General features: G+C 31.8%; 21 protein-coding genes. 7 read left to right on the top strand and 14 right to left on the bottom strand.

Annotated elements, in window-relative coordinates:
* Window position 1 precedes the first annotated feature (1 nt).
* On the bottom strand, window positions 2-2,518 hold the full coding sequence (gene nirB / locus U0D62_RS21285) for a nitrite reductase large subunit NirB (RefSeq protein WP_322289374.1): 2,517 nt from the start codon (window positions 2,516-2,518) through the stop codon (window positions 2-4).
* 163 nt (window positions 2,519-2,681) lie between these two features.
* Window positions 2,682-4,007 (bottom strand): alginate export family protein, encoded by a 1,326-nt coding sequence (locus U0D62_RS21280; protein ID WP_322289373.1) that lies wholly within the window; start codon window positions 4,005-4,007, stop codon window positions 2,682-2,684.
* A gap of 238 nt (window positions 4,008-4,245) precedes the next feature.
* Here U0D62_RS21280 and U0D62_RS21275 point away from each other — a divergent pair, with 238 nt between their 5' ends.
* Window positions 4,246-4,941, top strand: a complete 696-nt coding sequence (locus tag U0D62_RS21275; protein ID WP_322289372.1) for a response regulator transcription factor — start codon at window positions 4,246-4,248, stop codon at window positions 4,939-4,941.
* Window positions 4,942-4,956: 15 nt separating this feature from the next.
* On the opposite strand, the gene U0D62_RS21270 is transcribed toward U0D62_RS21275, so the two are convergent.
* Window positions 4,957-5,781: a hypothetical protein gene (locus U0D62_RS21270; protein ID WP_322289371.1), complete on the bottom strand. Its 825-nt coding sequence runs from the start codon at window positions 5,779-5,781 to the stop codon at window positions 4,957-4,959.
* A 402-nt stretch (window positions 5,782-6,183) separates the two neighbouring features.
* Between U0D62_RS21270 and U0D62_RS21265 the strand changes: the two genes are divergently transcribed.
* The 4 genes from U0D62_RS21265 (at window position 6,184) to U0D62_RS21250 (ending at window position 13,254) form a co-directional block, all read left to right on the top strand.
* Window positions 6,184-7,584, top strand: a complete 1,401-nt coding sequence (locus U0D62_RS21265) for an MFS transporter (RefSeq protein ID WP_322289370.1) — start codon at window positions 6,184-6,186, stop codon at window positions 7,582-7,584.
* Between the two features lie 37 nt (window positions 7,585-7,621).
* Complete coding sequence (locus U0D62_RS21260) at window positions 7,622-7,819, top strand: hypothetical protein (protein WP_322289369.1); 198 nt, start codon at window positions 7,622-7,624, stop codon at window positions 7,817-7,819.
* A 477-nt stretch (window positions 7,820-8,296) separates the two neighbouring features.
* Window positions 8,297-11,818, top strand: a complete 3,522-nt coding sequence (locus U0D62_RS21255; protein ID WP_322289368.1) for a molybdopterin-dependent oxidoreductase — start codon at window positions 8,297-8,299, stop codon at window positions 11,816-11,818.
* Window positions 11,819-11,820: 2 nt separating this feature from the next.
* Window positions 11,821-13,254: a rubredoxin gene (locus U0D62_RS21250; protein ID WP_322289367.1), complete on the top strand. Its 1,434-nt coding sequence runs from the start codon at window positions 11,821-11,823 to the stop codon at window positions 13,252-13,254.
* Window positions 13,255-13,272: 18 nt separating this feature from the next.
* Here U0D62_RS21250 and U0D62_RS21245 read toward each other — a convergent pair whose 3' ends face one another.
* Window positions 13,273-13,791 (bottom strand): lipocalin family protein, encoded by a 519-nt coding sequence (locus U0D62_RS21245; RefSeq protein ID WP_322289366.1) that lies wholly within the window; start codon window positions 13,789-13,791, stop codon window positions 13,273-13,275.
* Window positions 13,792-13,880: 89 nt separating this feature from the next.
* Between U0D62_RS21245 and U0D62_RS21240 the strand changes: the two genes are divergently transcribed.
* Together U0D62_RS21240 and U0D62_RS21235 are read left to right on the top strand one after the other, a co-directional pair.
* Window positions 13,881-14,576: an alpha/beta fold hydrolase gene (locus U0D62_RS21240; protein ID WP_322289365.1), complete on the top strand. Its 696-nt coding sequence runs from the start codon at window positions 13,881-13,883 to the stop codon at window positions 14,574-14,576.
* A 178-nt stretch (window positions 14,577-14,754) separates the two neighbouring features.
* A complete protein-coding gene (locus U0D62_RS21235; protein ID WP_322289364.1) occupies window positions 14,755-14,943 on the top strand; it encodes a hypothetical protein in 189 nt (62 codons plus the stop codon).
* Between the two features lie 37 nt (window positions 14,944-14,980).
* On the opposite strand, the gene U0D62_RS21230 is transcribed toward U0D62_RS21235, so the two are convergent.
* The 10 genes from U0D62_RS21230 to U0D62_RS21185 all read right to left on the bottom strand — a co-directional run bounded on the left by U0D62_RS21230 (window position 14,981) and on the right by U0D62_RS21185 (window position 24,444).
* Window positions 14,981-16,435 (bottom strand): S41 family peptidase, encoded by a 1,455-nt coding sequence (locus U0D62_RS21230; protein WP_322289363.1) that lies wholly within the window; start codon window positions 16,433-16,435, stop codon window positions 14,981-14,983.
* 189 nt (window positions 16,436-16,624) lie between these two features.
* A complete protein-coding gene (locus U0D62_RS21225; RefSeq protein ID WP_322289362.1) occupies window positions 16,625-17,917 on the bottom strand; it encodes a carboxypeptidase-like regulatory domain-containing protein in 1,293 nt (430 codons plus the stop codon).
* Between the two features lie 134 nt (window positions 17,918-18,051).
* Complete coding sequence (locus tag U0D62_RS21220) at window positions 18,052-19,455, bottom strand: response regulator (protein ID WP_322289361.1); 1,404 nt, start codon at window positions 19,453-19,455, stop codon at window positions 18,052-18,054.
* A gap of 127 nt (window positions 19,456-19,582) precedes the next feature.
* Window positions 19,583-20,590: a GTP 3',8-cyclase MoaA gene (moaA, locus tag U0D62_RS21215; RefSeq protein ID WP_416135556.1), complete on the bottom strand. Its 1,008-nt coding sequence runs from the start codon at window positions 20,588-20,590 to the stop codon at window positions 19,583-19,585.
* 16 nt (window positions 20,591-20,606) lie between these two features.
* The gene (gene moaCB, locus U0D62_RS21210) at window positions 20,607-21,521 is read right to left on the bottom strand and encodes a bifunctional molybdenum cofactor biosynthesis protein MoaC/MoaB (protein ID WP_322289360.1); all 915 of its coding nucleotides are present in this window, start codon (window positions 21,519-21,521) and stop codon (window positions 20,607-20,609) included.
* A gap of 2 nt (window positions 21,522-21,523) precedes the next feature.
* Window positions 21,524-21,964: a molybdenum cofactor biosynthesis protein MoaE gene (locus U0D62_RS21205; protein WP_322289359.1), complete on the bottom strand. Its 441-nt coding sequence runs from the start codon at window positions 21,962-21,964 to the stop codon at window positions 21,524-21,526.
* A 10-nt stretch (window positions 21,965-21,974) separates the two neighbouring features.
* Complete coding sequence (locus tag U0D62_RS21200) at window positions 21,975-22,214, bottom strand: MoaD/ThiS family protein (protein WP_322289358.1); 240 nt, start codon at window positions 22,212-22,214, stop codon at window positions 21,975-21,977.
* Complete coding sequence (gene mobA, locus U0D62_RS21195) at window positions 22,205-22,777, bottom strand: molybdenum cofactor guanylyltransferase (protein ID WP_322289357.1); 573 nt, start codon at window positions 22,775-22,777, stop codon at window positions 22,205-22,207. The genes U0D62_RS21200 and mobA overlap by 10 nt, the downstream gene beginning before the upstream one ends.
* Before the next feature lie 18 nt (window positions 22,778-22,795).
* Window positions 22,796-23,128 (bottom strand): winged helix-turn-helix domain-containing protein, encoded by a 333-nt coding sequence (locus U0D62_RS21190; RefSeq protein WP_322289356.1) that lies wholly within the window; start codon window positions 23,126-23,128, stop codon window positions 22,796-22,798.
* A gap of 140 nt (window positions 23,129-23,268) precedes the next feature.
* Window positions 23,269-24,444: a molybdopterin molybdotransferase MoeA gene (locus tag U0D62_RS21185; protein ID WP_322289355.1), complete on the bottom strand. Its 1,176-nt coding sequence runs from the start codon at window positions 24,442-24,444 to the stop codon at window positions 23,269-23,271.
* Window positions 24,445-24,549 lie beyond the last annotated feature (105 nt).

Here is a 24,549-nt window from a genome sequence, read left to right as displayed (position 1 = left end):
TTTATTTCCAATGTTCTGGCATTTTTTGATCTCTTAGAGGTACAAATACCAAATTATCATCGGTTTCATTACTGTTTACAAAGTGATTGAACCGTTTCATGATTTCTTCATCTTGTATGGCTTGGGTCCACTCACATTGAAAGGTATCAACTAGTGTTGCCATTTGTAGCTCTAAATCTTCGGCAAGCTTTAATTTGTCCTGGATTACCACTTCTTTAAGATAACCAACTCCTCCTTCGAGCTTGTCTAACCATTTAGCGGTTCTTTCTAATGGAGCTGCTGTTCTGATGTAAAACATTAGAAATCTATCCAGATATTTGATAACAGTTTTGTTGTCTATCTGCTCTGCTAATAATTCTGCATGTTTTGGATTTGCACCACCATTACCACATACATAGAGATTCCAACCTCCTTCTACTGCAATAACTCCAAAATCCTTGCATCTAGCTTCTGCACATTCACGGATACAACCAGAAACACCTCCTTTTAGTTTATGAGGCGAACGAAGCCCTTTATAACGTTCTTCTAGAGCAATAGCAAAACTTACGCTTTCATCCATTCCATAACGGCACCAGGTTGACCCTACACAACTTTTAACTGTCCTTAACGATTTGCCGTAAGCATGACCACTCTCAAAACCGTGATCAATAAGATCTTTCCATATTTTAGGTAATTGATCTAATCGAGCTCCAAAAAAATCAACTCGCTGACCTCCTGTGATTTTGGTGTATAAGTCATATTTTTTTCCTACTTTGCCTAAAACAATTAGCTTATCTGGTGTGATCTCTCCACCTGGAATTCGAGGAACAACAGAGTATGTTCCGTTACGTTGGATATTGGCGAGAAAACGATCATTAGAATCCTGTATTACTTCTTCCTCATTTGCAGTATCAGCATAAATACTACCCATAATAGAGGCAATAACAGGTTTACAGGTTTCACAACCATTTCCTGTACCGTGATGATCTAATACTTCATCATACTTACGATAGTTTTTTAACTTAATAATGTCATAGAGTTCTCGTCGGTTGTAATTAAAATGTTCACAAATGGTGTCTCTTATTTCTTTACCCATGGATTTTAAAGTGGCATTAACCAAATCGTTAACCATAGGTTTGCAACCGCCACATCCTGTTCCTGCTTTGGTACTGGATATTACGTCATCTAGATTTTTACAAGAAGTATCTTGTATCGATCCACAAATGGTACTCTTATTTACATTTTCACAGGAACAAATTTGAGCATCATCAGGTAAATCCATAATATCTCCTAAAAGAGAATCATTACTTTCGCCACGATTACCTAAAATTAGATCTTCAGGATTCTCAGGGAGTGCCATTGATGTGTTGTAAATTTGAAAAAGTGTGTTGTAATCTGAAGAATCACCTACTAAAATGCCTCCTAGTAACTTGGAACCGTCTTTAGAAATATTAATTCGTTTATAAATACCATTTCGTTTATTTTCATAAACAATGGTATCTGCATTATTTTCTTCATACAGAGCATCTCCAAAACTAGCAACTTCGGTTCCTATGAGCTTTAATTGGGTAGACATATCTATATGCTCTACCATAGTTTTATCACTATAACCCGTTATTTGTGAAACTGCTATCTCTGCCATATCATATCCAGGAGCAACTAATCCATAGATCATATTGTTATACAAAGCAACTTCTCCTATCGCATAAATATTATTGTCAGAAGTTTTCATTGTATTGTCTACAACGATACCACCACGCGATCCAATATCAAGTCCGCACTCTTTTGCGACTTCATCTCGCGGACGAATACCAGCAGAGATAACGAGCATATCTATTTTTAACTCTGTACCATCAACATATTGCAGACCTTCAATACTTTTATTTCCTTGTATTAGCTGAGTTTGTTTATTTAAATGAACATTTATTCCTAAATCTTCAATTTTAGACTGAAGCATATTGCTACCACCTTTATCTAGTTGTCTAGGCATCAATCTAGAAGCGAATTCTATCACATGTGTTTTTAATCCTAGTTCTTTAACGGCATTGGCTGCTTCGAGCCCTAATAATCCACCGCCTAGCACAGCAGATTGCATCTTTCCTTCAGTTTTTAATTTGTTTGCATAACTGGCTATGGCTTGGAGATCCTCAATAGTTCTATATACAAAAACACCCTCTTTTCCGACTCCGGAAATGGGAGGTACAAATGCTGAAGAACCAGTAGCAATAATGAGATAATCATAATAGTATTTGTCGCCTCTGTGATTAAATACTGTTTTTTCTTTTCGATTGATTTTTGTGATCATTTCAGAAATATGTAAATCGATATTATTTTCTTTATACCAATCTACAGTAGACATACTTAAATCGTCTGCTGTTTTTCCAGTATAGAACTCACTTAGGTGAACTCGATCGTAAGCTCTTCTTGGTTCTTCTCCAAAAACGATAAGTTTATATTCTTTGAATTTTTTTGAGGCAGTAAATTTTTCACAAAATTTATAACCTACCATTCCGTTTCCTATAATTATTACCTTTTTCATGAATTACGTATTTAAAAACCAAAATTAAGTATAAATACGTATTTTTTATATAAAGATTACGTAATTATGAACGGAGGAAACTGCGAATTTGTAAATAATACAATAGGAAAATTATGAAAGTCATTCTTTTGTATTTTATGACTTTTTTGTTTCAGGTATAGGTTTATGGTGTATTAACGGTTTTTGTCGGATTCCATTTAAGAAAATTGGGTTGTACTACAAGCATTGCCCATCCCCAATTTTGTATACCACTTGGATTGGTTACTCCCTTAAGAATTTGCATATTATCTCCTTCAAACATATGAGAATATCCAAGTTTTAAGGTAGCATATGGTAATATTTGTTGAGTAAATACAAGATCTAATTCTGTGCCAAGATATTTATCACTGGTTCCGGTAATATTCTCTGCTGCATTAAAATAATGAGCTTTAGCTAATAAATTTGATTGTTTTCCTGTTTTAATTATTGCTTTAGCATATATGTCCTGAAGCCCTACATTATTAGCATGATTCCCTACATAGAAGTAATCCATATATCCGTTAAATTTATGATTTGTGCCAAAGATTGGGAAGAAGGATTCTATTTTTCCGTCACTACCGCCATTATTATCGCCGCTTAAAATCTCTCCCCCAATAGCAAAAATGGTATTTCGTGGTTTGTATATTATTTCCAGTAAAGCGTTGTAAGCAGATAAGTTTATATTTTCTGTAAAATCTCCAGTTTGTCCATATATATTTATTTGCAAGCTAAAATCATTATTTGGTTTAACTTTTATGTGAGTACCAAAAGTTTGTCGATGTATCGTACCATCTATTGGAGTTTCTCCATCAGTAGGATCCAGATTCTGATAAGAATTGTTTACAAAAAGAAGACTTCCCGAAATTTTTTGCCAATCCTTATGTATCCAGGTATAGATCATTCCTTTATAATCAAATACTGCTCTTGCGTTACTATCATTATTAGGGTCAAATAGTGTGGTTTGTCTACTTATTCCATTTTGATTAAATGCAAACCCAACGTCAAATTGTAAATTATTTTGATTTTTATATTGGATCAAAGCTGCATCATGAAATCTACCTTGCATGGCCCAATCTAGACCTCCCAGAATTCTTTGATCATCATATGAAAGAACCTGTCTACCTAGCTTGGTTGACCATCCTTTGCCAAGTGTTAAGTTTATCCAAGCTTGGGCAAGTGAAAAACTATTATTTCCATCTATTGCAGAGATTTGTGGAGTATCACCCCATACACTAACATCCTGTACACTAATATGTGATGAAAACTTATCGGTTTTATAAATAAACTTTAACCTGGATCGTTGCTGTACAAATATTCCAGCATCTGTATCAGAAGGAATGAGATTTCCGAAACCATGTGAATACTCTAATCGAGGCCGTATATCTGCATCAATACTTAATTCTTGAGCTTTACTTTTAAAAACTATAATAAAAAAAATCAATATGGCGGTGAGATTTAGTTTGTTTTTCATGTAGAGTTTTTTTTAGCCAATATAATATGTGAATAATTGTAAGACGTTCACTTTTTTCTAATTATTGTGTGTACAAAAATAAGTATTTATACGTATTTTTGTAATATAAATTAGATAAAAATACGTATTAACAATTTTTGAATTATTAAATTTATAAAGGTGTTTTTGAAATATTCATATCTTTGTTAAGTAAGGAAAAATTAGATGTATCAACGTCTTAAACACTAAAGTCAAACCCATGATTAAGATCATATTGGTAGATGACCATTTTATGGTTAGGGATGGTATTCGCGCTATATTAGAAGAAGAAGAACAATACGAAGTAATAGGAGAAGCTTCAAATGGTGCAGAAGCCATAAGATTGACTAAATCTTTAATGCCAGATGTTGTAGTTTGTGATATTAATATGCCAGAGATGACAGGAATAGAAGCGGTACAACAAATTACTTCATTAGATGTACCCGCTAGAACAATTATGCTGTCAATGCATGATTCTGATGAATATATTTTACAGTCTGTAAAAGCAGGAGCTGATGGATATCTGCTTAAAGATGCAGGTAAAGATGAGTTTTTAAAAGCTTTATCTATGGTGAGCAGAGGAGAGAAATATTTTAGTGGAGATGTTTCTTCTGTTTTGGTAGAGAAAATAAGGGCAGAAAAAGATTTGGTATATAATACTTCTTCAAATACTCCGTCAAAAACCTGGAGTAAAGTCTCCGTTACTTCTGTAGAAAACCCTTTTGAATTAACTAAAAGAGAGAATCAAATACTACATATGGCGGTTTCTGGGATGACAAATAAGGACATAGCCGCTCAATTAAATATAAGTAAACGTACAATTGAGGTGCACAGATTTAATTTAATGAAAAAAATGGGTGTTAAAAATGTATTGGAATTGAGTAATAAAGCCCGAGAATATAAATTAATTTCATAGGTAGTTGTTATATAGTTATTTAGTCATTCCTAAATAAATCTTAGTGATTTTATTGTAACTTTCTGTAATTGAGTTTGTAGTTTTTATAACTTCTTGTAATGCAAATTCATGATTTATAAAACCTCTTTGATTTATTTGAAACTTTTTCCACTGAGATTTAACAATATTTATTTCTTTTCTAATTTCTTTAGAAGTGTTTTCATATTTCAACAAATTACTAGAGGTATTATTAAATTCATTAAATGTTTGATTGAGTATTCTTAAATGTTCTTCCTGTTTATCTGGAAACATATTATAAACTATATAATACAGACATAATCGTTGAGATAACATTCGTTGCTTGCTTATTGTATTAATAGTTTCTACTAAATCTTGATTTTTATTCTGAAAAAACTGAGTATTATAATTAGAGCTTTGTTGGATACTTAAAGTTAACTCATCACAAGCTTTCAATAAATCGGTATTTAATTCCATAACTTCAAGTGAGTTGTTATAATCAGAGTTTATATCCGCTAACTTTTTGAATTTATTCCAGATTTTTTCAATGTTTTTAATGTTTAGTTTTAGGACAGCACTCGAAGCATTTTTTTTTAAAATATCTAAATCTCTCTGAAAAGCAGCTCTACTATACTCAAGTTCTCTCTTGATTTCACGATTATTAATCCCTTTTGTAATTAGTATATATGCTTTAGACATTTTTTGAGATAATGTCCTTTGTTTTCCAGAAATATCCATGGCTTTAGTATAACTAATAGAACCGTAGTTTTTGGATTGGCTATAAGATTTGATAACAATTAGCGATAACAATATTACCATTACAACGGTAATTTTTAATTTCATGGAAAGATGAATTTAATTGTTGTTAATAAGTAAATATACTTATTTCATAAAAATATCCAAAGGATTATGTTTCTTAAATACTCCTTTTGACCTGATTTAGAGGTTTGTATCATTTAGGTGTCATGTATTCACTTAGTAAAAGTAAGGTTAGGCCTTTGTTTATGGTAATTGTAAATTTTTAAGCTACGATTTGTATTTTGATTATTGATAGTTTTTTAAGCTTAAATTATTAAATTTTTAATTTCGGATAGGGATAATTTTGTACTATATAATTAACACTAGCAATACGTATTTTTTTAGTTTTTAAAAATTAAAAATAAGTAATTATACTTAGTTTTGGATAAGATTTTATGTTCTTTAAAGAGCAGATAAGAAATAATAAATAATCTAAAACAAGTAATTATGAATACAAGTGGTAAATCTACATCGTTGCAATTGTTAAATTTGAGAAGTTTACCGATAAGAACATTTTGGATAACTTCAATCGCTTTCTTTTTATGTTTTTTCTCTTGGTTTGGAATTGTTCCCTTTATGCCAGATGTTGTTAAAGATTTAGGACTAACGCCAGATCAAAAATGGAATTCAATAATAGTCGCAGTTTCAGGAACCGTTTTTGCTAGATTGATAATAGGAAAGTTATGCGATGTTTATGGACCTCGTATATGTTATACCTGGTTATTAACTCTGGGAGCAGTGCCAGTTATTTTATTGGGTTTTGTTCAAACTCCTTTGCAGTTTATTATTTGTCGATTATTTATAGGTTTTATAGGAGCCTCTTTTGTAATTACTCAATTTCATACTTCAATTATGTTTGCTCCTAATATTGTAGGAACAGCAAATGCTACATCAGCTGGTTGGGGTAATTTAGGAGGAGGCGCTAATCGTTTAGGCATGCCACTTATTGCAGCAGCGGTTATAAGTTTTGGGGTATCTGAAACTGAAGCTTGGAGATATTGTATGGTTGTAGCTGGAGGAATTTGCTTATTAATGGGATTGGTATATTTCTTTTTTACAAAAGATACTCCTGATGGTAACTACTCAGAATTGAGAACTAAGGGAATGTTACCACAATCAAAGAAGGATGAGGTTAGCTTTTTACATGCTATACAGGATTACAGAGTTTGGATATTATTTTTAGTATATGCTGCTTGCTTTGGTATGGAACTTACTGTTTATGGCACTATGGATGACTATCTTCAAAATACATTTCAATTAGAAAGAACCACAGCAGGAAACCTGGTACTATCTTTTGCTTTAATGAATATTTTTGCAAGAACTTTAGGAGGCTTTTTTGGAGATAAGTTTGGTCGTTTAAAAGGGTTAAGAGGAAGAGTGGTTTTTCTTGCAATCATTTTAGGAATTGAAGGCTTTATGTTGTCATTGTTTTCGGGTATGGATGGACTAACCTTAGGCATTATATTTCTTGTTGGTTTTAGCCTTACAGTGCAAATGGCAGAAGGAGCTACTTTTTCTGTGGTTCCTTTTATAAATAAGAAAGCTATTGGATCAATATCGGGTATTGTAGGAGCAGGAGGAAACGTGGGAGCATTTATAGCAGCTGTGATTTTGAAATCAAAATCTGCAATTGCAGAAAAAACAGCGATTATAAATAATCAATCAATGAATCAAGAAGCTATTGAAGCTGCTCAAGCTATAGCTTCTTCTCAGGCAGTATCCAGCGGATATTTTATTATTGGAATCTTTGTGGTTTTTACTGCAGTAATCTCGTTAGCCATTAAATTTTCTACAGAAGATGATAAAGCTGTAGAAAAAGAAATGAAAAGAATACCAGCCTATAATTAAAAAAGAAACAGTTATTAATAATAGTAAAACTATGATGATGGATTTAGAAGAAATTATAAAAACTTCTATTGCAGAATTTCTGGATATAGAGATGCATAAGGAGACAGAAGGACTTGATTTGGCTTCAAAAATAGAAATAGTACAGAAGCGAATACAAATTAAATTTAAGTTTAAATGTACAGAGTTTATAAACTTGCAAGAAGGTATTACCGAGGTAAATAATATTGATCATTAAGTGTTTTTTTTGAACAGATAAAAATTATTTAAATAGAAATACCATTTTAAACTTGATTATATTATTAGTTAATTTTTTTACTAAAAAGAATAAATTTAAAGAGCTATTTAGAGAATATTAATATCTTTAAACTAGTTTAAAAATACTTTATTGGTTCCTTGATTAAGGACTATTCTTTTAAGATCAAATAATATATACCATTTAACGATATAAAAATTTAGTGTTGAAACTCTTAAAGAATTAAGTAGCTTTAAGTGTTTCTTGTGTTGCCGGTTACATTTTTTGTAGCCGGCTTTTTCTTGTTTTCACTTTATTAAAAATCAATAGCCAATAATCTTAAAATTGTTTTTTATCGCCTTGTATTTTATTGATTTCATAATAATGTCAAATCATTTATAGAAAAGGGTTATGAAGTTATGTAAGCTACGTAACAATACTTAGTTTTGAGAGATTAGTACATTTTTTTGAAATTAATATATGCCTGTATTTAAGTCTTATAAAACTACTTGTTCTTATTGTGGTGTTGGTTGCGGAATTATTGCAAAAAAAGATCCAAAAGGAATAATTACGGTAGAAGGAGATTCTGATCACCCTGTAAATCGGGGAATGCTGTGCTCTAAAGGAATGAATCTACACCATGTGATTCAAGATAAAAGCGATAGGATTCTCTATCCCGAAATGCGTTGGAGTAAACTACATAAACGTCAAAGAGTGTCTTGGGATCAAGCTATGGATAGAGCAACAGCGGTGTTTAATACAATGATAAAAAAATATGGCCCTGATAGTGTTGGGTTTTATGTTTCTGGTCAATGCCTTACTGAGGAGTATTATCTGGTTAATAAATTGGCAAAAGGGTTTATAGGAACTAATAATATTGATACCAATTCAAGATTATGTATGAGTTCTGCGGTAGTTGGCTATAAACAAGCTTTAGGAGAAGATAGTGTTCCGATTTCTTATGATGATATTGAACTTGCTGATTGCTTTATGATTGCAGGTGCAAATCCGGCTTGGTGTCATCCAATTTTATATAGAAGAGTTGAAGCACATAAGGAGAAAAATCCAAATGTAAAGATTATTGTAATAGATCCCAGGAAAACACAGTCTTGCGATATAGCAGACCTCCATCTTCAAATTATACCAGGAACTGATGTTGTTTTGCTTAATGCTATTGCCAGACGTCTTGTTGATAAGAAAAAAATAGATAAGACCTTTATATCTAACCATACAGATAATTATGAAGCACTTAAAGAATCATTAAATAAGACTTCTTTGACTGATGCGTCTAAAATATGTGGAGTTTCGGTCAAAGAAATAAAAAAAGCAGCTTCTTATATAAGTAATGCTAAGGGATTTATGACTCTTTGGGCTATGGGGTTAAATCAAAGCTCAATAGGAGTAAATAAAAATAATGCACTACTAAATTTATCATTACTTACAGGACACATAGGCAAACCGGGATCAGGCCCTTTTTCATTAACCGGCCAACCTAATGCTATGGGAGGTAGAGAAGTAGGAGGAATGGCTAACCTTTTAGCGGCGCATAGAGATTTAACAAACGAAAGACATAGGAGTGAGGTTACTAATTTTTGGAGAGGGAAGGAAATTTCGGGTAAACCAGGATTAACTGCTACAGAGATGTTTGATGCTCTTGAAACTGGAAAACTAAAAGCTATTTGGATTGTTTGCACAAATCCATTGGTAAGCCTTCCTAATTCTCATAAGGTCGAAAAAGCACTTAAAAATGCAAAGTTTGTAATAGTGCAGGACATCTCACATCGTTCAGAATCTCTGGAGCATGCAGATTTAGTACTTCCTGCTGCTGGTTGGGGAGAAAAAGAAGGTACGATGACCAATAGTGAGCGTCGTATTACGTATCTATCTAAATTTATTGATCCGCCAGGAGAAGCGATCCCTGATGCAGAAATCTTTTGGAAATTCGCCCAAAGGATGAGATATAAAGGGTTTGATTATAATTCTGCAGAAGAAGTGTATAAAGAGCATTGCAGGCTAACAAAGGACACCAATATTGATATTAGTGGATTAAGTTATCAACGGTTAAAAGAAGAAAAAAGTTTTCAATGGCCCGTACCGCATAATAATCATCCAGGTACTTCTCATTTATTTAGAGATAAAAAATTCTATACGAATACAGGAAATGCAAAGTTTGTAGTTCCCAGGTTCATTAAACCAACATCAGAATTATTAAATGAAAAATATCCTTTGATTCTTACTACAGGTCGTGTTAGAGATCAATGGCATACAAGAACTAAAACCGGAAAAGTAAATCGATTACTTACTCATATTCCTGATCCATATTTAGAAATCAATCAGGTAGATGCGTTTTTAAGAAGGTTGAAAGATGGAGATATTGCAATTGTAGAAAGTAAACGAGGTAAAGTACGGGTTAGGATAAAAATAAGCGATACCATCAAAAAAGGAGTTGTGTTTTTACCTATCCATTGGGGTAAAGTTTTAGGTAATGATTACGCAAGAGCAAACAATCTTACAACAAGTATAATTGATCCAATATCCAAAGAACCGGATTTTAAATTCTCAGCAATACAAGTTTCAAGATTTGTAAAAGAAAAACAGAAAATCTGCATTATAGGAGCAGGAACTGCTGCATATCGGTTTATACAAACTTATCGAGAACATAATACAGAAGATGAAATTATTGTGTTTTCTAAGGAGCGTTATCCTTTTTATAATCGTGTATTACTTCCAGAATATGTAAGTAAAGAATTAAAATGGGCACAGTTGCAAAAAATGAGAGAAGGAAGTATGGAATCTCTTAATGTAACCTTATCTGTCAATAATCCGATTAAAGAAATAAACAAAGAAGGAAAATATATTATTGATAGTAATGGGGAAAAACATCAGTATGATGTTGTACTTATGGCTACCGGTAGTCGTGCTTTTGTACCTAAAGAAATTCCGATCCATTTGCCAGGAAGATTTACGATGAGAGATCGTGGAGATGCTGATAAACTCAAACGATATTTAAAACAAACAGGTCTACCAGAAAAAGAACAGCACGTGACCATTGTTGGAGGTGGTTTATTGGGATTAGAACTGGCTGCAGCTTTGAGGAAAAAAGGAGTAAATATTACGATTGTCCAACGAGGAAATCGATTAATGGAACGTCAGTTGGATATAATTGCCAGTCGCCTTCTGGCAGAAGATGTCCAAGAAAAAGGAATTCAGATTCATTTTGATAACGAAGTGGATACAGTTTTTAATCAGAAATCTGGGTTATTGCTAGTGAATTTGAAATCAGGAAAATCTTTTACCTGTAATGCAGTGGTGTATTCTATTGGTACGATACCTAATATTGATTTGGTGAAAACAGCTGGGGTTGATTGTCGACGAGGAATTCTAGTTAATCAATACTTACAATCCAGTGATCCCAGCATCTTTGCTGTTGGAGAAATTGCAGAGTTTCAGGGTAATTTATATGGTATAACAGCGGCGGCAGAGCAACAAGCTGATATTGTAGCAAAGTACCTTCTTGGGGATTTTAGTGCGATCTATAAAGGATCTGTATTTATGAATATTCTAAAATTTGAGAACCTTGACCTTTGTAGTATTGGCAATATTGATATTCCTCAGAATGATTCTTCTTATGAAGAAGTAGTTTTTATGGATGTAGGAAAGCGTTTTTATAAAAAATGTATTGTTAAGAATGATTGGTTAGTGGGAGCTATCTTAATGGGTGATAAAAGCGAGTTTGCCGATTTTAAAAGACTAATTGAAGAAAAAATAGAGCTTTCTGAAAAAAGAGAAGAATTACTGAGATCTTCACAGTCAGATCGCCCAATTGTAGGCAAACTTATCTGTTCTTGTAGTCAGGTAGGAGAGGGTAATCTTGAAGAAGAAATAAAATCAGGCTGTGGAGATTTTTCAGAGTTATGTCATAAAACTGGTGCAGGATTAGGTTGTGGTAGTTGTAAACCAGAAGTCAAAGAGGTATTGAATAAAATGATGCAATTAGTGTAGTTATGGAACAAATACAAAGAGTAGATATCAAAGGTGGTATTTTATCACCAAGCGAATTGCAACATATTATTGAATATGCAGAAAAGTTAGGATTAGATACGTTTCATTTTGGGTCCAGACAGGATATTATTTTTCCATTAAAAGATAAAAACAATAATGTTATTGCCAATCATCAGTTTTTTGATCCTTCTTTCTTTTCTTCGGTTACAAAACAAAATATTAGCTGCTCCTACGTTTCAATTGATATTTTTAACGCTACGGTATGGTTGAGAGGAACCACATATTTATATATACTTGAACAATTTGGATATGAACCCAAGTTAAAAATAAATATCTGCGATCCTCAACAGCAAATAGTTCCCTTGTTTTCTGGAGACCTTAATTTTATTGCTTCTGCTTATGAAGATTATTGGTATTTGTTTTTGAAATTACCAGGTTGGGAGGAGGTTTTTTATCCCGTTTTAATTTTTACTTGGGATATTGCCAAAGTTGCCGAAGAAATAGAAAAGGTTTATCAAGAAATTACCACCGTAGAAGAATTGTTTCAATCATTAAATCAAAACATTGATACAAACAATAGAGTAATAGATAAACCATTAAAAGTTTCTTTCACACCGTTTCCATATTATGAAGGGATGAATAAAATGGGTATTAACCAATATTGGTTAGGTTTATATTGGAGAAATAATCAATATGACCTTACGTTTCTTAAAGCGTTGTGCGAATTTTGTGTCGAAAATCGTATAGGTAAAATCTGTCTCACACCCTGGAAATCATTTATAATAAAAGGAATTCCTAAAGATTGTAAACTAGCATTAGAAAAGCTTTTGGGACGGTTTGGGATCAATGTTCGTCATTCTGCTCTGGAGTTGAACTGGCATTTACCGGTAGGCAATCAAAAAGCCCTGGAACTTAAGAAGTTTTTGGTCATGAACTTTGATCAAAATGATATAAGTACCTACGGTATGACCTTTTCAATTACAATGTCTAGAGACCGAACGCTATATTTTACCTCTGTAATAATCGAAGAGAATAAAACTCCTGATTTAATCAAAGATTTTGTGGTGCGTCCAACTTATAATGTTTTACATGCCCAAAAATTTGATCCTAATACACGAAGCTATATTGTGTATGCTCAAGATATTGACCAAATGGATCTTCCTGTAATTTTATTAGAATTAACCAAAACATATTTTCAGAATTTGGGAGAAACAGAAGAAGAAAACCTTGGAGGTATCTCTGCTCAAAAAGAAGTGGCTGAGATAGAAGTGTATCAATGTACAGACTGTCAAACAATCTATGACCCTTCTTTAGGAGATCCTATAGCAAAAATTGAAAAAGTGACAGGTTTTGAAGATTTACCAAAAACATATTGTTGTTCGTTATGCGAGGCTCCAAAGGATCATTTTAGTAAAATAACTTTAGAAATAAATTAGAGTCTATTAGCACTTTGGTTATTTATTATGGAAATCACGGTTTTTAACTATAATATCTTCCTGGACATATGTATCTACAATAATTCTTGAAGTACTTGAAAATTGCTTATGCTTAAAACGCAATTGTAAAGTGTCTTTATTCAGGTATGTTATTTTGAAAAATTTGTAGTTTTTTTCAACACCCATTAATTTCGGAAGTTGGTCACTAGTTAATTTTATAAAAGAATTTCCTTTTTCATTGGTGCTTATTTCCCAATTGGCTATAAGCGATGGCCCGCAATCGTGATGATCATCATTATTATCTTTTGCAGTCATATCTGGTAAATAAGTAATTCTATAAGATAAAAAACAATCTCCCATATTCATTCGGGTTCCGCCGTTATATCGTTTAGCAATTTTCCAGGTCTTACCAGAAGTTCCAGTAATGAGTTCAATAGCGTTTTCAGGAATTTTATAAGGTTCTTTTTTTGAGGTAATACAGGATGTTAGGCTAATAAAAATTAAACCAATGAATGATCTTAATAGATAGTTTTTCATTTTTATTTTATAGGTAAGGTAATGATATCAAAAATTGTACCTTTAAAATTAAGAAAAACAAAATTGACCTAACTAATAATATACAGGTAATGGATCATCATAATATAGTTTTACTACACGGGGCATTAGGTAATAAAAAGCAATTAGAACCACTTAAAAATATACTTTCTGATCATTATAATGTTTACACACTTGATTTTGAAGGACATTCTGGTAAATCTACAGATAAGGAGTTTTTAATAGAATTATTTGCAGAAAATGTTTTAGATTTTTTTGAGGAGAATAGGATTGAAAAAGCACATATTTTTGGATATAGTATGGGAGGTTATGTGGGATTACGTTTTGCAAAAGAAAATCCAATATTGGTAGATAAAATAGTGACATTAGGAACAAAATTTAATTGGACTATTGAAGCAGCTCAACGAGAAACAAAAATGCTAAACCCTGATGTGATCCTTGAAAAAGTCCCTGGCTTTGCAAGAATGTTAGAAGAAACTCATTCGGCAGATAATTGGAAATCTGTATTAGTTAAAACTGCTAATATGATGACCGGTCTTGCAAATGGAAAAAAGATGACTGATCAAGATATTGGTGAAATATCACATAAAACCTTAATTGGGATAGGGGACTTGGACAAAATGGTTACAATTAAGGAATCAGAAAATACAGTAGGAGTTTTACCTAACGGCATATTAAAAGTGATAAAAGGATTTCAACACCCTATCGAAAAAAACGATCAGCATAAATTAGCAGAGATTATTGTAAGTTTTTTGAAAACAACATAAGTTTATTGATATTGTTTCAATCGTTTTACGGGTCTAATTGTTAATACATCTGTGAAAAAGTATATAAGAGTACCTGTTTTTAGTTTTGATATTAGGTTTATTTTAGTGCAGAATTTATAACTGTTTTAATTATCTAGGTATAGCCTATAAAAACAGGAGTTATTATTAAATAAAGTGTATGACGGAATACGTACTTTTAACAGATGATCAAAGTTATTTTGTTGAGTATTTGATTGGAGAACTAGTATTATCGAATAGTATTAGTGAGGCCATGAAATTTAATGATGAGAACATTGCTTTACGATTTAAACAGATGCTTCATAGTTCTTGTAAACTTACAACCAGTGTAAATACATATATTGATTAATATTACTTACAAAGTAATATGTAGAATTGTTAATACCTTACCCACCAATCAATCTGAAAATATAATCTAATTGAGGATCTTTACCTGTTATAAGATCTTTTACACTAAGATTAATATGTTTGTCTGGAAGTACACCAGATCCTTTAGGAACTGTTTTGTCTTTTACATAATTTGTGATTTTTTCCATCGACATCAGCATAGTAATTTTAGAGTTAGGAAATTCATAATAAACTGGGAAATTACCAATAGAAAAATAGTAACCACCTCCAGTTTCTTCTCCAATAACTGTAATATCTGGATCGTTTTTAGCATTTAAAGCAAAAGTAGATCCTGCAGAAAAGGTTCTGCCACTAGTTAATACATACACTTTGCCTTTAAACCTATTTTTATCAGGAACCATAATAGCTTCCAGATCGTCGAAAGTAATTTTCCAACCATCAAAGATGGCATGATTTTTAAATCTGTATTCCAGAAATTCTTTTTCATTAAGAAATGTTCTTGTAACATATTCACGCTCGGGAACCGAAAGCGAAATTATAAACTCGTCAAGAATTTGTTTGAATTGAGTTTTAGCGACAAAAGAATATAAATGAATACTATTCGGTCTGAAACCTCCATCGTTATTACGAATATCAATAATAAGATGTTTAATTTTTTTCTTGTTAATCTCTTTGAAGATCTTAACCAGGTTTGATTTAAATGTAGTAATATCTATGCCAAATGAATTTACTACCAATACTGCAGTTTTTAAATCTTCTTTATAATATACAAATGGTGATTTGTTGTCAATAAACTTATTGAAATGCTCGAAACCATTTTTCTGATTATGATATTTTGCAAAGTATGAGTTTCTTGAAGCATTTCTTAACCTAACATTTACAAATGATTTTGAAGGAATTTCTATAGTTCTTGTTTCACCATCAGGGGTAATAAACTTAATGTTGAATAGCTTCTCTATGCCATATTCATAGGCATAAAAAAGACCAAATTTCAATTCAATATCTCTGTATTTTTTTGTGAGATTATAGCCGTCAGTGGCTACATATTTTTTTAATTTCTCTATTATCCTAAATACTTCTCTATTGTTAATTGATAGGATTTTAGAGCCAATCGGAATCTCAAAATCACCTGTATCAACATATAATTCGGTATTAATGATTTTAACAATTAGCGGAAAATAGTATTGCTCCGTCTTTATTGTATTAGGTGCAAAAAGCATTAAATGACCATCTTGAATCTGATCAGTAATCCGTAGCATTTTTTTATACAATTCGATATCAGAAATACTATCAGAAAATGATTCTTTTGTTGTTTCAAAAAGATAATCAAGAGAGTCGTTTTCTATATACTCATATAAACCAGGGTGCCCTTTTTTTAGGATACTTTCAAATATGGTAAAATCTTCTCTAGCAGTAGCAGTATCCATAGTTTTCTGAGCAGAAAGAGTATAAATAGTACTCCAGAGAAGTATAGTATATGCTATTTTTTGCATTCTATATTGATGTAAAGTTTTATTTTAAATGGACTTGATGTAATTGCTAAGTGTTGCAATTTATTTGTTTTTCCTGCCCATAAAAGTAATAAAATAATAAATTACTATTAATTGATAATTATCAAATAAAAAGAACACGCATTAAGCGTGTTCTTGTCTATTATCTAAGATGTCTTGTACCTATTAGGATTAATTCAATTTTCTTAATTGTTTTTGAATTTTCTTAATAGCACTTTCAATAGATTTTTCTGGTTCTATAACATTGTATTCGCCCCAAAATTTAGGGTCAGAAAATCCTGAAGCCTGATCACTAAGAACTACAGAAGATTTTAACCTTTCTTTAGGCTTAAGCGTTAGATTATCAACATTCTTTTTCCAATCTGTTACTGCCATTTCTACATTTAACTTATAGTTAGAGTTAAATAGTTTTTTCTTCCAATTGATTTTAACAGCAAGATCAATTCTACCATAACCGTAATACCATTTTCCATCTTTTTGACGATAATCTATATCATATCTGGCTTGGGTAATATATACTTTGGCATTGGTAGGTTTTTTCTTAACAAACATTTTACTTACCTCGTTTTTATCTTCTGTATTAAGACTAAAAACGGCTTTTGTTAAAGCTAAGGTTCCAGCATCAATATATAATTTACCGTGATAAAGAGGTTCTGGAATGGTTGGGCGCTGTTTAAAATTAAGAACATAGATATAGCGATCGTGTATTTTTGTAGATTTATCAAAACTAAACTGATAAAAACCTAGCATATCTTGGGTAAATACATTTTCAGGATTTTTCATCAAGTCAATGTATAATGTACTTGTTGGACCACCTTGCAATTTTACTGCTAGCGTATCCAATTTTTTATAATCTGCACTTTTTCTAGCTTTATATAATTTTAAAATATCTGTTTTACGAGATTCATAAGGGTTTTTATATACGTCTACTACAGCTTCTGATAGTGAAACATATTTTCTACGCTTTTTTATAGTTTCTCTGTAAAAAGCAGTCATGATTGTGTGATCGCTAAGATAGTTTTCACCTTTTTTACTCATTACAGCGCGTATTAGTGCTTCGGGATCTCTAGGATCAATGTTTACCTCGGATAATTCTGTAACAGATAGACTAAGTCCGATTTTTAGTTCTTCATTAGGATATTCAGAAAGGTTAATTTTTTTATCTCTGTACCCAAGATAAGAAACAGTTATTGTACCATTGGTGATACTTTTAGGAACTTTAAGTAAAAATGCTCCTTCATCGTTAGTAACTGTAGAAATGTTGGTTTGATCTACAGAAATAGTAGCTGATACTAATGGTTTATTAGAATTAACATCTACAACTTTTCCTTTGTAAGCGTTATAGTTTTCTGAATCTTGAAAAAAGGTAAATGCCTGCATATTTGTTGAATATCCTATAATCAAAAAAATAAACAGTAGGGAAGTCAAATGTTCTTTACGATTGAAAATACTTTTTTTGTCCATAACATAAGTTTTATTAAAATCCTTTTACTAGGGGATTATCATAAATAACAATATAATGATTTTTGACGAGGTAATTCATTATGAAATAGTTAAAACACTTGTGTTTTTAAGATTTATTAAGAAAATAAAAATCCTTAATGATTGCCAAAATGATCCCCAAACCAGTTTTTGAGTTTTATATTTAAAATTTCGGTAGTAAAGGGTTTGGTAATATAATCATCAAGACCTTTGGCAATGTAGCGTTCTGCATCTCCAGGAAGAGCGTTTGAAGTAAGAGCAATGATAGGAGGTACTTTTGAATAGCTTTTACGAAGAAGCTCACAAGTTTGCACTCCATCAAGTTCTGGCAAATTAATATCCATAAGAATCAGATCAAAAACGTCTTCTTCAAATATTTCGATTGCTTTTCGTCCATTTTTGGCCACTTCTGTAGTACATCCAAGGTATTTTAAAATTTGTTTAGACACCAAAATACTAGTATCAGAATCTTCTACTAATAATACGTGTAGATTGTATTTTTGTTCGCTAGCAGAAAATCTTATTTTTTCTTGTTTATCATTAATAGTTGACGAAATCTTAGCATTAAAAGTAAACCAGAAATTACTTCCTTTACCGAGTTCACTTTTTACTCCTAATTTACCATCCATTAATGTTACTAGTTTTTTACAAATGGTAAGACCTAATCCACTCCCTTCACCAGCTAATATGGCATCGTCACTAAATTGATTGTATTGATTAAAAAGTTCTTCTTGATCTTTTTTGCTAATTCCTATACCAGAATCAATAACTTCAACTTTTATAATAGCTGTATCGTTTTTTTGAGAAATCAAAGATGTTTTAATAACGATAGAACCTTCATTAGAAAATTTTATGGCATTACCAATAAGATTGGATATAACTTGATTTAATCGATTACAGTCTGCAAAAATATATTCAGATAATTCATCTTGATATTCAGATATTAATTGGATTCCTTTAGCTTTTGATGTCGCAAGAAATAGGTTAATATTTTGATTGATTAAATTTTTAAAGTTGAAGTTAGTTGGTGAAAGCACAAATTTACCGGCTTCCATTTTTGATAGATCTAATATTTGATTAAGAATATCTAATAAATTGTATGAGGATTGATGTATTGTATTTACATATTCTTTTTGAAGTTCATTTAGTTGAGTATTCTTAAAAAGTAAATCGATCATCCCTATAACACCAACCATAGGAGTTCGAATCTCATGACTCATATGTGCTAGAAAATCTTGTTTAAATTTTGAAGCCTTTAGTATCTGCTCATTCTTATCACGTAATTTATCAAGATTTCTACCACCAAACATAGCAAACAATCCAAGAAAGAAAGGAGCCGTATCAATAATATAATGAATGGGGTAGTTCTTTTGAACAAAGACTATAGAGCTCCAATTAAATTCAAGCCCCAATTTTACTATATCTATACTGGTAGCAAGAATAGGAAAGGCAAATCCGAATAGTACCCCATAAAGAGTATATTTGGCTGCTTCAGTTTTAAACCATGAAATTTTTCTCATAGTTAATAGGGGTTTGAATAAGTTAATAGTTAATCCGAGAAGGGGATATTATTTTTGGGCTTATTAGGGAATAATTTGGTCTAAATATAAGGTTTTTTTAGAAACAGTAATTTTAAACCAGGAAAGATCACCCTCCAATAGCGGTCATACTTCTGTTTTGTGAGTGTAATTCTGGATTCTCTAATTTCTCTGGAGTATCCATTCCGCCACGTGTTGCGTGCTTTTTCAAGAGAGATTTCTCAATAAAAGGAAGTATAGATTGTTTATTTCTTAATGGAGTTAGAAGAGAAATTTCATGTTGTGAAAACAAGCAGTTTTTTAATTTTCCATCGGCAGTAATTCTAATACGATTACAAGTGTCACAAAAAGGATTAGTTACAGAACTGATTATCGCAAAACTACCTTTGAATCCTTTGATAGAGTAATTTCTTGAAGTATCATTAGGTGCGTCTTTACCTCTTTGTAATTCTAATGGATATTCATAATCTACCTTATCAATAATCTCTTTATGAGAAACCAGTTTATCTTTATTCCATTGATTTCCATCAAAAGGCATAAATTCAATGAATCTGACAATTAGATTTTGATCTTTTGTTAGATTGATAAAGTCAATAATTTCATTATCATTAAACCCTTTGATCAAAACGATATTGAGTTTTACCTTAATATTTTCTGCAATCAATAATTGAATTGTACGCCAGACTCTATCAAACTCATCTCGCCTGGTAATCTTAAGAAATTTCTCTTTTTGGAGAGAATCCAGGCTTATTGTGATGGTTTGAATATTATGCTTTTTTAATAGAGGTAGAAACCGTTCTATCAAAACTCCATTAGTGGTAATGGCAATTTCTACAGGTAAAGAAGAAAGTTTCTCAATAATTAATGGGAAATCTTTTCGTACCAAAGGTTCTCCACCTGTTAATCGTATTTTTTTTACGCCTAATTTTACAAATGTATTAGCTATATCAAATATTTCATCGGCAGACATTAAGTGTTGTTGGGGACTAAGCTTAATACCTTCTGCTGGCATACAATAGGTACAGCGCAGGTTACATTTTTCAGTTAATGAAATCCTGAGGTAGCTATGTTTTCTACCGAATGTATCTGTTAATATGTTAGTCGAATTGATACTCAAAATATTAGATCATTTTTTACTGCCCTTCATGTTTACCTCCTTTAAGTATTCTGAATATGTGTAATACTGCAGGGAATATTGCTTCCATGGATTCTTTAGCTCCATTAGTAGATCCGGGTAATGCCAAAACCAAAGTTTCTCCAATTACTCCAGCGACGCTTCTTGAGAGCATTGCATAAGGCATACGATTTTGACCGTAATTTCTTATAGCTTCTTCAATTCCTGGAATTTTTCTTTCTATAAGTGGATTTAGCGTCTCTGGGGTGACATCTCTTGGTGATAACCCTGTACCTCCTGTAAAAATAATAAGATCATTACCATTTTGCTGTAGTTGTTTTACTTGTTGTTCTATTTGTTCTTTTTCATCAGGAATAATCGTGTAAGAACTAATAGTAACCTGGCATTGTTCTAGTTTTGAAATAATTGCTTTACCCGCTTTATCTTCTTTATGGCCGGCAGAAATAGAATCAGAACAAACAACAACTCCTGCAGAATAGGGCTTGCCACTATCTTTGAAATTGGTTTTCCCTCCTTTTTTATGAAGGAGTTTTATAGCATGAATTTCAACGTTTTTATCAACTGGTTTTAACATATCATACATGGTCAGAGCTACTACCGATGCACCGTGCATAGCTTCAACTTCAACGCCAGTTTTATATATTGACTTTACAGTTATTTCTATTGTAACTTCCAGATTATTGATTTTATAATCAACAGCTGTATATTCTATAGGTAAAGGATGGCAATCAGGAATCATATCACTTGTACGCTTTACAGCAAATAGTCCAGCAGTTTTTGCCATTTCAAAAACATCCCCTTTAGGTATTTTTTTTGACAATATAGCTTCAATAGTTTCTGTATGACCAACTTTTACTACAGCTTGTGCTACAGCAGTACGAAGTGTATTGTTTTTATGTGTAATGTCTACCATAATTAAGAATTAACTTTCCACTGGTGGGTTTGATCCTCAAAAACTTCTTTTCCAAAAACTGGAACTTCTTTTTTAACTTGTTCCACAACAAATTCAAGAGCTTCAAAAGTAACTTTTCGATGCGGAGCAGATACAAATACAAATAAGCAAATTTCTCCAGTCTTTACCGTTCCTATACTATGATAGATATGCATGCAAGTGAGTTCGAATTTATCAAAAGTAGCCTCTCGAATTTCGTGGAAAGTACTTTCTGCCATTTCAGTATAAGCCGAGTAGGTAATACCTTGCACAGTTTTTCCATCGATAATATCAGCTCTTACTTGCCCTAAGAATATATTATGAGCACCAATAGCAGTTTTTGATTGGTGTTTTTCTATAGAGTTAGCAATAAATGAAGGACTTATAGCTCCTTGTATGAATACAGTTTTTTTCTTTTTTGTCATTTTTTTCAATTTACCCTCCAGAAAAAGGAGGTAATAATGCTATTTCATTAGTAGGTTTTAATCTAATACTGGTGTTAGAAATCTTTTGATCAACAGCGATTTTAAAAGAAACATTTTTCAGACTTTCATATTTTTCTTTTAAAAGAGATTCTAATTGAAAAATATCACAATCTTGTATTACCAAAAGTAATTCCTCATTTCGATTAGTTATTTCTGCAATCATTCCAAAATATAAGACCTTTAATTCCATTGTATCGCTTCGTTATATTGTTGAGGTGTATTGATATTCTTTATTAAAGGAACAATACTTTCTTTAATAGGGATATTTTTTACTTTTAAGGAAGAGAGCGTTTTTTTTAAACTTAATTTATCTTCTTCTATACTTTTTAAAAATTGTTTTATGGTTGATTGATGATATAATGCCACAAGAGGGGTTTCTTCATATTGAACAACATCATATTGAGTATTATGTTTAAGAACAAGATTTTCTAATACAGATGAGGTTACAAATGGAACATCACAACTTAATACGATATTATGTGTTGTATGAGTATTGGATAGTCCTGTATAAATACCGCCAACCGGTCCTTTGTTAGGGATAATGTCACTATAGCAGGGATATCCAAATTGGTTATAATCCAGGCGGTTTGTAATGATTAATATGTTTTTTGTAACACTTTCAATTGCTTTAATAATGTGTTGTATAAAAGGAATACCATTATGAAGTTTTAATCCTTTTTCCTGACCCATACGACTACTTTTGCCTCCGGCAAGTATGATTCCTGTAATATTTTGATTTTGTAAAGTAGTCATAAGTAATCTATAACAGTATTATAATTGATAGTCCTTTAGTTGTTGATCTAAAAAATCCCAACAGTTTTTATTAATTTCTTCAAATTTTAAAATCATATTTTTACCATAAGGAGTGATCGTAGTGCCACCACCACCGCTACCTCCGGTATTTGTTACTACAATAGGTGCTGAAGCATTTTTGTTAATTGAGTTAACAAGGTTCCAGGCTTTTTTATAAGACATACCAAGAGATTTGGCAGCCTTAGATAAAGAACCTTCTTGATTGATAGCTTTAAGGATTTTGATTCTGCCTTCACCAAGAAAAACTCCATCTTCACCTTCGATCCATATTCTGCTTTTTATTGAGTACATTTTTCGTTATTTCCTGAAAGATATAACGAAAAAATAAGACTTGAGAATGTTAGGTTAATTTTTATGATTTATTTAAAATAAGTAGAAGATTATTTGTTAAAAATAAATTTAGAACGGTTTTATTAAGAGTTTCTTTATTCTCAAATCGAAAGATAAATTGTTTCTACCATTTCGCCATTAATCACCTGGTTTTTGTCTTCTGGAAGATATACCAAGGCATTAGCAATGGCAAAAGTATGAAGCATTGCGGAGCTTTGTCCTTCAAGAATTTCTACAGTTTCGTTGGAAATTTTAGCTTTAAGAAATTGAGCACGATCTCCTTTTTTTGTAAAATTAGTTATGCAGGTTTTATGGCTTCTGTGTAATCCAATATCTTTATGTCCCATCATTTTTTGGATTATAGGGAGGACGTAAATATAAAAACAGGTTAACGATGATGCAGGGTTACCTGGTAAAGCAAAAATTAAAGTAGAATTGTTTTTTCCGTAAAAGAGGGGTTTGCCTGGTTTTTGTTTGATTTTATAAAATAACTCTTCTGTTTTTAATTCTGATAAAGCTTCTTTTACAAAATCATAATCGCCCACAGAAATACCACCACTAATGAGAACTAGGTTATGATTTTGAATAGCTTGTTCTATAGTGTCTTTTGTACTTTGGTATTCATCTTCTACTACATATTTTGTGATGGTTTTTATTTGCAATTGAGAAAGAACAGCCTCTAACTGTAGAGAATTACTTTCATAAATTTGACCGCTATTTAGCTTTTCACCGGGAGTTACTAATTCGTTGCCTGTTACAATTATAGCTACACTAGGCGGGATGTATACATCGACATTTTTAATTCCTAATCCAGCCAAAAAACCTATGCCAGAAGGAGTAAGCTTTGTGCCTTTGGAGAGTGCAATATCTCCTTTGCGTATTTGCTCGCCAAGCGGACGAATATTTTGCCCTTTATTGAGAGTGCTATTAATCGTTATAATATCGTCTTTTCTAGTAATATTCTCTTGAATGATAATTGTATCTGCAGTATCAGGAACTTTAGCTCCGGTAAATATTCTAACCGATTGACCTGGAATTAGTTTGAAATCTTCAGAATCTCCTGCTTTTACTTCTCCAATAACAGTATAAGTATCTTTTTTATGAAGTAAAAGGGCATAGCCATCCATAGCAGATTGCCTGAAAGGAGGCATATGAATTGGTGAAGGAATATCTGACGATAAAATTAGTTCATTTGCTTCTCGAATCGATACTGTTTTGGATTGTAAAGAATAGGGAGTATTGGTAACTATTGATAATGCTTCTGATACAGAAATCATGAAATGATAAATTTTTATATCAAAAATATTAGTTTGTATTTAACTAACCTAAATTTTAAACCTGTATTAAAGGTTCTACTACCTAACATAAAAAAAGATCCGCGA

This window comes from Aquimarina callyspongiae (assembly GCF_034322225.1).
Taxonomy (GTDB): domain Bacteria; phylum Bacteroidota; class Bacteroidia; order Flavobacteriales; family Flavobacteriaceae; genus Aquimarina.
This window is presented reverse-complemented; position numbering and strand designations above follow the sequence as displayed.